At 68.9% G+C, this 11672-nt stretch carries 9 protein-coding genes; 6 read left to right on the forward strand and 3 right to left on the reverse strand.

The genetic code is table 11. From position 1 onward, the window contains the following. The first annotated feature begins 22 nt into the window (after nucleotides 1–22). The gene (dsbD, locus tag F7Q96_RS23765) at nucleotides 23–1969 is read left to right on the forward strand and encodes a protein-disulfide reductase DsbD (RefSeq protein WP_082371654.1); all 1947 of its coding nucleotides are present in this window, start codon (nucleotides 23–25) and stop codon (nucleotides 1967–1969) included. 55 nt (nucleotides 1970–2024) lie between these two features. Here the strand turns inward: dsbD and F7Q96_RS23770 are convergent, their stop codons facing one another. The 3 genes from F7Q96_RS23770 to yihA form a co-directional block, all read right to left on the reverse strand. Further along, a complete protein-coding gene (locus tag F7Q96_RS23770; protein WP_053822673.1) occupies nucleotides 2025–3266 on the reverse strand; it encodes a magnesium transporter CorA family protein in 1242 nt (413 codons plus the stop codon). A 10-nt stretch (nucleotides 3267–3276) separates the two neighbouring features. Next, entirely contained in the window at nucleotides 3277–4269 is a 993-nt protein-coding gene (gene hemB / locus F7Q96_RS23775) for a porphobilinogen synthase (RefSeq protein ID WP_053822672.1), read from the reverse strand. Nucleotides 4270–4565: 296 nt separating this feature from the next. Beyond that, entirely contained in the window at nucleotides 4566–5291 is a 726-nt protein-coding gene (gene yihA / locus F7Q96_RS23780) for a ribosome biogenesis GTP-binding protein YihA/YsxC (RefSeq protein WP_053822671.1), read from the reverse strand. Nucleotides 5292–5567: 276 nt separating this feature from the next. Between yihA and F7Q96_RS23785 the strand changes: the two genes are divergently transcribed. The 5 genes from F7Q96_RS23785 (at nucleotide 5568) to msrP (ending at nucleotide 11563) form a co-directional block, all read left to right on the forward strand. Beyond that, the gene (locus F7Q96_RS23785; RefSeq protein WP_151023389.1) at nucleotides 5568–6227 is read left to right on the forward strand and encodes a c-type cytochrome; all 660 of its coding nucleotides are present in this window, start codon (nucleotides 5568–5570) and stop codon (nucleotides 6225–6227) included. 147 nt (nucleotides 6228–6374) lie between these two features. Next, nucleotides 6375–8591 carry a cytochrome c biogenesis protein ResB gene (locus F7Q96_RS23790; RefSeq protein ID WP_053822670.1) on the forward strand — a complete coding sequence of 739 codons (2217 nt, stop codon included), beginning with the start codon at nucleotides 6375–6377 and terminating at the stop codon, nucleotides 8589–8591. 10 nt (nucleotides 8592–8601) lie between these two features. Beyond that, nucleotides 8602–9810, forward strand: a complete 1209-nt coding sequence (gene ccsB / locus F7Q96_RS23795; protein WP_053822669.1) for a c-type cytochrome biogenesis protein CcsB — start codon at nucleotides 8602–8604, stop codon at nucleotides 9808–9810. Nucleotides 9811–9961: 151 nt separating this feature from the next. After that, complete coding sequence (locus F7Q96_RS23800) at nucleotides 9962–10432, forward strand: COG4315 family predicted lipoprotein (RefSeq protein WP_053822668.1); 471 nt, start codon at nucleotides 9962–9964, stop codon at nucleotides 10430–10432. Between the two features lie 126 nt (nucleotides 10433–10558). Continuing rightward, nucleotides 10559–11563 carry a protein-methionine-sulfoxide reductase catalytic subunit MsrP gene (gene msrP / locus F7Q96_RS23805; protein ID WP_053822667.1) on the forward strand — a complete coding sequence of 335 codons (1005 nt, stop codon included), beginning with the start codon at nucleotides 10559–10561 and terminating at the stop codon, nucleotides 11561–11563. The last annotated feature ends 109 nt before the right edge of the window (nucleotides 11564–11672 follow it).

The following is an 11672-nucleotide window of genomic DNA, read 5'->3' on the forward strand; positions in this document are numbered from 1 at the left end:
CTTGGGGGCGATGGACGGGGTCATGCGGCGGGGCGCGCCGCGCAGCGCAGGTCGGCGGGGCTGGCGAGGTTGGCAATGGCTGGCCGCGATCGCGCTGGCGCTGCTGACGGCCTGGCTGTGTCTCGGCGCCGGCCTGGCGCGCGCCGCCGACCAGGACGATTTCCTGCCGCCCGAGCAGGCCTTCCGCTTCGCCGCCCGCGCCATCGACGCGCGCACCGTCGAAGTCCGCTTCGATGTCGCGCCGGGCTACTACATGTACCGCGAGCGCTTCGCCTTCGCCGCGCAGCCGGCGCAGGTCAAGCTCGGCGCGCCCGATCTGCCGGCCGGCAAGGTCAAGTTCGACGAGACGTTCGGCAAGGAGATGGAGACCTACCGCGACACGGTGACGATCCGCGTGCCGGTCGAGTCCGCGCCCGCGGACGGCAAATGGACGCTGGTCGTAACCTCGCAGGGCTGCGCCGACAAGGGCTTGTGCTATCCGCCGATGGAGAGCGTCTACGAAGTCGGCGGCGCCGGCATCGGCGCGTTGCTCGGCGGCCGCTCCAATGCGGCGTCGACCAATGCCACGTCGCGCATCGCGGCCGCTACGCCGCTGTCGGCCGGCACCGGGAGCACGGGGCCGAGTGCCGCGGTACAAGCCGATATCGGCAAGGCCGTCGACGACAGCGGCCGCATCGCCGCGACGCTGGCCGGTGGCCATCTGCTGACGATCGTCGCGCTGTTCTTCGGTCTCGGCCTGCTGCTGACCTTCACCCCCTGCGTGCTGCCGATGGTGCCGATCCTGTCATCGATCGTGGTCGGCGAGCACGTGCACCGCGGCCGCGCCTTCGTCGTGTCGCTGGCCTATGTGCTTGGCATGGCGGTGGTCTACACCGCGGTCGGCGTCGCCGCCGGGCTGATCGGCGAAGGGCTCGCGGCGACGTTGCAAACGCCCTGGGTACTGGCGCTGTTCGCCGCGCTGATGGTGGCGCTGGCGTTGTCGATGTTCGGCCTGTATGAACTGCAGCTTCCGCAGCGCTGGCAGACGCGGCTGGCCGATTCGGCCAATCGCCGACCCGGCGGCCAGATCGCGGGCGCCGCGGCGATGGGCGCGATCTCCGCGCTGATCGTCGGTCCCTGCGTGACCGCGCCGCTGGCCGGCGCGCTGGCCTATATCGCGCAGAGCGGCGATGCGTGGACGGGCGGCACCGCACTGTTCTCGATGGCGATCGGCATGGGCGTACCGCTGCTGCTGGTCGGCGTCGGTGCCGGCAATCTGCTGCCGCGCGCGGGCCAGTGGATGGAGGCGACCAAACGCGTGTTCGGCTTCCTGCTGCTCGGTGTCGCGCTGTGGATGGTCGGACCGGTGCTGCCTGCCTGGCTGTCGATGCTGGGCTGGGCGACGCTGCTGCTGGTTGGCGCGGTGTTCCTGCGCGCGTTCGACGGGCTGGGCGCGGAGCCGCATCCGGTGGCGCGGCTGGGCAAGGGGTTGGGCGTGCTGTCCGCGCTGGCCGGCGCAATCCTGCTGGTGGGCCTGGCCTCGGGCAGCCGCAATCCGCTGCAGCCGCTGTCGCATCTGGTGGCGGGTGCCCGCGACGGTGCGCCGGCGGCCCAGGCGGTACGCTTCGAACGGGTTCGCTCGGTGGCCGACCTCGACGCCCGCATCGCGCAGGCCAGCGCCGCCGGCAAGCCGGTGCTGCTGGACTTCTATGCGGACTGGTGCGTCAGCTGCAAGGAGATGGAGCGCTTCACCTTCAGCGATCCGCGCGTGCAGGCGCGGCTGGCCGACGTGGTGATGCTGCAGGCCGACGTGACCGCCAACAACGCCGACGACAAGGCGCTGCTGAAGCGCTTCGGCCTGTTCGGGCCGCCGGGCATCATCCTGTTCGGCGACGACGGGCGCGAGCTGCCGGTGCGAGTGATCGGCTATCAGGCGGCGGGACGGTTCCTGGGCAGCCTGGAGCGCGCGTTCGGCCCGGCGGGCGCCTGACGCCGGCCTGGCACGAACCCGGCACAGATATTCGGGCCCGGCCGCCGGCCCCGAATCACTCCCGCCACAACCAGCGGCCGACCGCCCACATTGCCGCGATTCCCACCACCACCGCGCCCATCAGCCCGATCGACCACCAGAAGCCGCTGGGCTCCTGCAGCCACGGCATGCGCTCGAAGTTCATGCCGAAGACGCCGGTGATCAGCGTCAGCGGCATGAACAGCGCGGTGATCATCGTCAGCATCCGCATCGTGCGGTTGGTCCGGTGCGCGACCGCCGAGAAGTGGATCTGCACTGCGGACTCGATCGAATCCTCGAGCCGGCGCGCATGCGCCAGCACGCGCAGGATGTGTTCCATCACGTCGTTGATGCGCACCAGCAGCACCTCGTCGCGCTCGTTGGCGATGCCGCCGCCCGGGTCGCTGTAGGTGTTGTCGAGCAGGCTGTCGCGGAACTCCTGCAGCGCGTCGCGCTGTTCCTCGCACAGATGTTCCAGCCGGCGCAGCTGGATGCGCGCATCGAGCAGGCCCTCCCAGCTGGAAAAGCCGCTGCGCGCGTTCAGCAGCGCGCGCTGCCAGCGGTCGAGCTGGCGCGTCAGCGGCGCGCGCAGGTCGAGATAGCGGTCGACCATCGCATTGAGCAGCCGCAGCATCAGGTCCTCGGGACGCGTCGGCGGACGGATGCCGTGTACCAGCGCCGTGCCGCCGTTTGCCCGGACCTCCGGCCGCGGCGCGCGGCTCAGCTCGAGCAGCCGCTGGCGGACCTGCTCGATCGTGCGCGACTGGCCAGGCCGCACGGTGGCCAGCACGTGGTCGAACACGAAGAAGGTCACCGGCTGCGTGTCGATGCGCGCCAGTGCCGGCAGGAAGCCGGGCGGGTGGCGGCGCGGCTTTGCTGCCGCGGTGCCCGTACCGGCGTTGGCCCCCGCCGCAGTTTCCGCGCCGCTGCCATTCCCCTTGGCGACAACCGGTGCCGGTCCCTCGCTGCCGGCTTCCGCAATCAGGCGGCTGGTCTCGAACGTCAGCTTGCGGAAGATCACCATGTCGTAGGCATGCGTCGTGTCGAAGAACGACGGATGCGCGGCATTGGTGGCGTCGGCCAGATGCAGGTCCAGCACCGGCGCGCCGGTCAGCGTCTGCAACTGGTCGCGCCAGGCCGCCGGCGCCGCGCTGACTTCAGCGAGGGTGCAGTCGACCCAGACGAAGCGGGGCGCGGCCTGTTCGGCGAGGAAGGCACGCGCGGCCTCGAGCGAGTCGAGCGGATGGACCTGGCTGGCGGAAAAACCGAGCAGCTGCATGCGCGACCGATCAGCGCGCCAGCAGGCGGGCGGCGTCGAGCGCGAAATAGGTCAGGATGCCGTCGGCTCCGGCGCGGCGGAACGCCAGCAGCGATTCCATCATGACCTTGTCGTGGTCGAGCCAGCCGTTCTGCGCGGCCGCCTTCAGCATCGCGTACTCGCCGCTGACCTGGTAGACGTAGGTCGGGAAGCGGAATTCGTCCTTGACCCGGCGGACGATGTCCAGATACGGCATGCCCGGCTTGACCATCACCATGTCGGCGCCTTCCATGATGTCCTGCGCGACCTCGCGCAGCGCCTCGTCGGTATTGGCCGGGTCCATCTGGTAGGTCATCTTGTTGCCCTTGCCCAGATTGGCGGCCGAGCCGACCGCGTCGCGGAACGGGCCGTAGAACGCCGATGCGTACTTGGCCGAGTACGCCATGATGCGCGTGTGGATGTGGCCCGCCTCTTCGAGCGCATTGCGCACCGCGCCGATGCGGCCGTCCATCATGTCGGATGGCGCGACGATGTCGACGCCGGCCGCGGCCTGCGTCAGCGCCTGCCGCACCAGGATCTCGACCGTTTCTTCGTTCAGCACGTAGCCGTCGGCATCGAGCACGCCGTCCTGGCCGTGGCTGGTGTACGGGTCGAGCGCGACATCGGTCAGCACGCCCAGTTCGGGGAAGCGGTCCTTCAGCGCGCGCACGGCGCGCGGAATCAGCCCGTCGTCGCGCGTCGCCTCGATGCCGTCGGGCGTCTTCAGCGACGGATCGATGACCGGGAACAGTGCGATCACCGGAACGCCCAGCTGCACGCATTGCTCGGCGACCGGCAGCAGCAGGTCGACCGACACGCGCTCGACGCCGGGCATCGACGCGACGCTCTGGCGCTGGCCCTGTCCGTCGAGCACGAACACGGGATAGATCAGGTTGTCCGGCGACAGCCGGTGCTCGCGCATCAGGCGGCGCGAGAAGTCGTCGCGGCGCATGCGGCGGGGGCGGAATTCGGGGAAGGTGGACATGGTGAGATCGTCAGTCAGGGGACGGCGGAGCGCAGCGGCCCACGATACATGGGCGATCGCGGCGTCACGGCGAAGGGACCGGATGTGGCAGGGGCTTGGCCTGCCGGGCGGCGGCGTCCCGCGTCCAATAAAAAACTAAACTTTTGTGCGTGCCCGCTATCATACTCGCGGACCCTTTGCGTTGCGCCGCGTGCGTGGCGCGAGGTCCCCCGCTACTCCTCCCTGAGCGGGTACCCGCCTCGCGGCGGGAATATTCCCCCCCGTTGCTTGCAGCGGGGTTTTTTTTGCGCGCTCGCCTACGACGGGGTGTCGCCGCTGCCGGACGCTGGATCGGGCCCGGTCTGCGGCGCCGCATTGGCCGCGGGCGGCGCAGCGCCTGCGGGCTGCGCCTCGGGCAGCCCCAGCCATCCGGCGATATGGCGCTGGGCCTCCTCGATGCCGCGGCGCTTCAGGCTCGAGAACAGCTGTGCGGTCAGCAACGGGGGGTTCTCCAGCTGGGCCGCATAGTCGGCCAGCACGCGGCGCGTCTCGCGCAGCGCCAGCGCGTTCTCGCTGCTGGTCAGCTTGTCGGCCTTGGTCAGCAGCACGTGGATCGGCTTGCCGGTCGGCAGGAACCACTCGACCATCTGGCAATCGAGGTCGGTGAAGGGCCGGCGTGCATCCATCATGATCACCAGCCCGGCCAACTGTTGCCGCGCCTGCACGTAGTCGCTCAGCAGCGACTGCCAGTGGTACTTGGCCGAACCGGACACCTGCGCATAGCCATAGCCGGGAAGGTCGACCAGGAAGGCCAGCGGATCGGGCGCCTTGACCGGCGCGACCGCGAAGAAATTGATGTGCTGCGTGCGGCCGGGGGTCTTCGACGAGAACGCCAGCCGCTTCTGATTGCACAGCACATTGATGGCGGTCGACTTGCCCGCGTTGGACCGTCCGGCAAAGGCGACCTCGGGCACCGCGGTGGCCGGCAGGTCGCGCAGATGGTTGACGGTGGTGAAGAAGCGGGCCTGATGTAGAAGGGACATGAGGAGAGGGAGGGTCGGGACGCCCGCGCGGGGTGCGCCAAGCGTCTATCCGGGAAGCGATTTATTGTACAATACCGCGGTTAACGGCCTCCCGGCCGGGTGGCGTTCGACGTTCTTTTGGCCTTGTTGGCGGCCGGCATGACCTGTGATGAACGGCCGGCAGTGGTCTGCCAACGGGTCTGTCCCGTCTTTTCGCCCAATGCGCGTCCTCACCGCAGGCCGGAGGCTGACCGGCACGCGATAACGAATTCAAAACAATTCAGACAAGGTGTGCGAATGAATGGCATTGCGAAACTTGTGGCTGTCGTAGCACTGGCCTTGCCGGCAACGGTCTTCACGGGTCTGGCCTCGGCCGCCGAGCAGGCCCCCGCCAAGGCGGACCCGGCCAAGGGCGAGACGCTCTACACGCAGGGCGCGCCGGATCGCAATGTTCCCGCCTGCCTGAGCTGTCACGGTGCCAACGGCAACAGCGGCGCCGCGGTCAATCCGAAACTGGCCGCGCAGCATCCCGAATACGCCCACAAGCAGCTGGCCGACTTCAAGGCCAAGGTCCGCAACAACCCGATCATGACGCCGATCGCGGCGCAGCTGACCGATCAGGAAATGCGCGACGTCGGCGCCTATCTGGCGCGCCAGACCCAGAAGCCGGCCTCCGCGAAGAACAAGGACACCATCGAGCTGGGCCAGAAGATCTATCGCGCCGGCATCGCCAACAAGGGCGTGCCCGCCTGCGCGGCCTGCCATGGCCCGGCCGGCGCCGGCATTCCGGCGCAGTATCCGCGCATCGGCGGCCAGTTCTCCGAATACACCGAGGCGCAGCTTGTGGCCTTCCGCCAGGGCGGCCGCAAGAACAACGCGGTGATGGCCGAGGTCGCGGCGCGCATGTCCGACGCCGAGATCAAGGCGGTGGCCGACTACGTCGCCGGCCTGCGCTGAGCCCACCGGTAGCCCCGGGCCGGCCGGCCCTCGCCGGCGCGGCGCGGGCGCGCAACCAAACGAGCCGGCGATAATCGAAGAGGGTGGCCTGCGCGAGCGAGCCTCCCTCTTTGTCTTTTGCGCCCCGCGCCTCCTGCCTTACCTGCCATGCCGACCGCTTCCACTTCGGGCCTGCGCCTGAAGACCCCCCACCGCCTGCTGCGCGATACCGTCGAGCTGGTCTCGTCGATGCGCTTCGCGATCGCGCTGCTGTCGGTGATCTCGATCGCCAGCGTGATCGGCACCGTGCTCAAGCAGAACGAGCCGTACGCCAACTACGTCAACCAGTTCGGGCCGTTCTGGGCCGAGCTGTTCCATGCGCTGTCGCTGCAGAAGGTCTACAGCTCGTGGTGGTTCCTGCTGATCCTGGCCTTCCTGGTGATTTCCACCTCGCTGTGCCTGGTGCGCAATGCGCCGAAGATGGTCGGCGACATGCGCTCGTGGAAGGACCATGTGCGCGAGCGCAGCCTGCGCGCTTTCCACCACCGCGTCGAGTTCGATGCCGCCCCAGCGCGCGCAGGGGCGGTGCAGCGCCTCGGCGCGCTGCTGGCCAACCGCGGCTATCGCGTGCGCCAGGTGGAGCATGACGGCGCCACGCTGCTGGCGGCCAAGGCCGGCGCCGCCAACAAGCTCGGCTATATCCTCGCGCACGCGGCCATCGTGGTGATCTGCATCGGCGGGCTGCTCGACGGCGACATGCTGATTCGCGCGCAGATGTGGTTCGGCGGCAAGACGCCGATCACCGGCAACGCGGTGATCAACGAGATCCCGCCGCAGCATCGGCTCTCCAGCAGCAATCCGGGCTTTCGCGGCAACGCCTTCGTGCCCGAGGGCGCCACCGTGTCGACCGCGATCCTGAACATCGCCGATGGCGCGCTGGTGCAGGACCTGCCGTTCACGCTGACGCTGAAGAAATTCATCATCGAGCATTACTCGACCGGCATGCCCAAGCTGTTCGCCTCCGACGTGGTCGTTACCGACCGCGCGACCGGCAAGCAGACCGCGGCCACCATCAAGGTCAACGAGCCGCTGATCGTCGACGGCATCGCGATCTACCAGTCCAGCTTCGAGGACGGCGGCTCGCGCCTGAAGTTCGTCGGCTATCCGATGCAGGGCAGCTCGGCGAAGACCTTCGCGTTCGCGGGCACCGTCGGCAACAGCGCGCCGCTGAAGGGCACCGGCAGCGACGTCGATGCGCAGGGCCTGGCGGTCGAGTTCAGCGACTTCCGGCTGATGAACATCGAGAACGTCACCGATGCGTCGGGCAAGACCGATGCGCGCGGCGTGGCGACGCGCTCGCTGAACGAGCGCATCGAGGCGCGCCTGGGCGCGGCCGCCAATCCCGAGCGCGAGAAGCAGCTGCGCAATGTCGGCCCGTCCGTGCAGTACAAGCTGCGCGACCGCAACGGTCAGGCGCGCGAATTCCACAACTACATGGTGCCGGTGCAGCTCGACGGCCAGACGGTGTTCCTGGCCGGCACGCGCGATACGCCGAACGAGCCATTCCGCTATCTGCGCATTCCGGCCGACGAGCAGGGCAGCGTGGCCGACTGGATGCGGCTGCGCGCGGCGCTGCAGGACAGCGCGCTGCGCGGCGAGGCCGCGCGCCGCTTCGCGCTGGCGTCGATGCCGGGCGACGACAAGGGCGAGGTGCGTGCGCAGCTGGCCGAGAGCGCGCGCCGTGCGCTGGATCTGTTCGCCGGCGCCGCGCGCCACGATGCCGATGCGCCGCCGGGCGGCTTCGCCGCGATCGCCGCCTTCCTCGAGCGCTCGGTACCGCAGGCCGAGCAGCAGAAGGCGGCCGATGTGCTGCTGAAGATCCTGAACGGCTCGATGTGGGAACTGTGGCAGCTCGCGCGCGAACGCGCGGACCTGCCGGTGGTCGCCAACAGCGCGCAGAGCGGCGCCTTCCTGCAGCAGGCGATCAACGCGCTGTCGGACAGTTTTTTCTACGCGGCGCCGGTATTCCTGCAGCTGGACGACTTCCAGGAGGTCAAGGCCAGCGTGTTCCAGATGACCCGTGCGCCGGGCAAGAACATCGTGTATCTTGGCTGCCTGCTGCTGGTGCTGGGCGTGTTCGCGATGCTCTATATCCGCGAGCGCCGGGTGTGGGTCTGGGTGAAGGATGCGCAGCCGTATGCTGCTCCGGATGCCGCGCCGAGCGACGGCGCGCAACGGGCCGCCGGCAGCCATGTGCTGATGGCAATGTCGACCCAGCGGCGCACCCTGGACTTCGAGAAGGAATTCGCCGCGCTGCGCGAGGACGTGCAGCGTGCCGCGGCGGCCGCGCAGGAATCGCCGCCGGCGGCACCGGCGACACGGTAGGGATTTCGTCATGTCTTCCAATTCTTCCAAGCTGCACGCCCCCGCCGACCCCACGGCGAACCCGGGCCAAATCCCGGCGGCAGCGGACACCTCGTATCTGGAGCCCTCGTTCCTGCGCCGCCTGTCGTGGCTCGACTGGCTGTACGCGCTGCTGCTGGTAGTCGGCGCCGGCGTCGGCCTGGCGCGCTATGGCCAGTGGATGGACGGCTACGACAAGGCGGTGCTGATCGGCGCGGTGCCGACCTTCGCGATGCTGGGCTGGCACTGGAAGCCGGTGCGCGCGCTGATGGCGGGCCTGGCCGTGCTGGCACTGCTTGCCGTGCAGATGTACCAAGGCGAACTGGCGCGGGCCGAGCAGGCCTTCCTGCTGAAGTACCTGCTGTCGAGCCAGTCCGCGATCCTGTGGATGTGCGCACTGGTGTTCCTGTCGACGCTGTTCTACTGGGGCGGCCTGCTGGCCCGCTCGCAGACCGGCTACGGCATCGGCCACAAGCTCGCCTGGGCGGCAGTGGTGCTGGGCTTTACCGGCATGCTGGTGCGCTGGTACGAGTCCTATCTGATCGGCCCCGATATCGGCCATATCCCGGTGTCGAACCTGTACGAAGTGTTCGTGCTGTTCGTGCTGATCACGACGCTGTTCCACCTGTACTACGAGGGCCGCTACCGCACCGGCGCGCTGGGCCCGTTCGTGATGCTGGTGGTGTCGGCGGCCGTCGGCTTCCTGCTGTGGTACACGGTCAGCCGCGATGCGCACGAGATCCAGCCGCTGGTGCCGGCACTGCAGAGCTGGTGGATGAAGATCCATGTGCCGGCCAATTTCATCGGCTACGGCACCTTCGCGCTGGCCGCGATGGTCGCGGTGGCCTATCTGCTGAAGCAGCGCGGCATCCTGGCCGAGCGCCTGCCCGCGCTGGAGCTGCTCGACGACGTCATGTACAAGGCGATCGCGGTCGGCTTCGCCTTCTTCACGATCGCCACGATTCTCGGCGCGCTGTGGGCGGCGGAGGCCTGGGGCGGCTACTGGAGTTGGGACCCGAAGGAAACCTGGGCGCTGATCGTCTGGCTGAACTACGCCGCCTGGCTGCACATGCGGCTGATCAAGGGCCTGCGCGGCGCGATGGCGGCCTGGTGGGCGCTGATCGGCCTCTTGATCACGACCTTCGCCTTCCTGGGCGTCAACATGTTCCTGTCCGGGCTGCACAGCTACGGCGAGTTGTGATCCACAGCGCGCTTTTCCGGCGTGGAAGCGAGGAAACCTGCCCTTTTGGGCAGGTTTTTTTATGGGAAAGGGAATAAAACGGCGCCTGACGGTGTTTACTGGGAAACACGGCGCCGGTGGGCGGCGCCGCCTTTTCCTGGAGACAGACATCATGACCCTCTCGCGCCTTACCGCTTCCGGTCGTCTTGCGCTTCCCGTGGCCGCCACCGTCACCATTGCCGCCGTGCTGCTGACCGCCTGTTCCGGCATGGGCATGGGCTCGGGCAGCAGCAGCGCCAGCGCCAGCAGCACGGCCAGCTCTACCGGCAACATGCCGCCGACCGTCAAGGTCAGCAACGGCGTGCTGACCGATCCCCAGGGCCTGACGCTGTACACCTTCGACCGCGATACCGCGGGCAGCGGCAAGAGCGTCTGCAACGGACAATGCGCGGTCAACTGGCCGCCGCTGCTGGCCCAGCCCGGGACCTCGGCCACCGGCCAGTACACGATCATCACGCGCGACGACGGCAGCCGCCAGTGGGCCTATCGCGGCAAGCCGCTGTACCGCTTTGCCAAGGACACGAAGCCGGGCGACCGCACCGGCGACAAGGTGATGAACGTGTGGCACATCGCCACGCCGTAAGGCGAGGCGCCACGGGCAGCCCGCCCATCGCACCAAACACCGGCCGGCCGGTCCAAACTGAGCCGGCCCGGCACGGCCCCGCGAGGCCGTCCGGCGCGCCGGCGCTCCGCCAAGCAAGGAACGATGATGTGGATTCCCTCTCCGAAATGGCTGCGCGGCGACGACATTCCGCCCAGCGAGATCACGCCGCCCGAGGCGTTCGCCGCGCGCCGCCGCTGGCTGGCGATGGTCGCCGCCGGCGCGGCCGGCAGCACGCTGGCGCCGTGGGCCGCGCGCCAGGCGCTGGCGCAGCAGCCGGGCCGCGGACAGAAACTGGCCGCCACGCCCAACCCCGCCTATGTGGTGACCGACAAGCGCACGCCCTACGAGGACGTCACCACCTACAACAACTTCTACGAGTTCGGCACCGACAAGTCCGACCCTTCCCGCAATGCCGGCACGCTGCGGCCGCGGCCGTGGCAGGTCAAGGTCGAAGGGCTGGTGCGGCAGCCCAGGACGTATGACATCGACGGCCTGATGAAGATGGCCGCGATGGAAGAGCGCGTCTACCGGCTGCGCTGCGTCGAGGGCTGGTCGATGGTGATTCCGTGGATCGGCTTCCCGCTCGCCGAGCTGATCCGTCGCGCCGAACCGCTCGGCAGCGCCAAGTACGTCGAGTTCGTGACGCTGGCCGACAAGAAGCAGATGCCGGGACTGGGCAGCCCGGTGCTCGATTGGCCGTATCGCGAGGGGCTGCGCCTGGACGAGGCCATGCATCCGCTGACGCTGCTGACGTTCGGCCTGTACGGCGAGGTGCTGCCAAACCAGAACGGCGCGCCGGTGCGCATCGTGGTGCCATGGAAGTACGGCTTCAAGAGCGCGAAGTCGATCGTCGCGATCCGCTTCGTCGACAAGCAGCCCGCCACCAGCTGGAACCTGGCCGCCCCGCAGGAGTACGGCTTCTATTCGAACGTCAATCCGGAAGTCGACCATCCGCGCTGGAGCCAGGCCACCGAGCGCCGCATCGGCGACGACAAGGGCGGCGGCTTCGCGGCGCTGTTCGCGCCCAAGCGCAAGACGCTGCCGTTCAATGGCTATGCGCAGCAGGTCGCCTCGCTGTATCAGGGCATGGATCTGCGCAAGTTCTTCTGACCGCTTTTCCTTGCACCGCATGCCTTCCACCGAGACGACGCCGGCCGCCCCGCGCACCGCCGGGCCGGCGGCCGCGCGCCGGGGCGGCGCCACGCCCGGCACCTTGCCG

Source organism: Cupriavidus gilardii (genome assembly GCF_008801915.1).
In the GTDB taxonomy this organism is placed as follows: Bacteria; Pseudomonadota; Gammaproteobacteria; order Burkholderiales; family Burkholderiaceae; genus Cupriavidus; species Cupriavidus gilardii.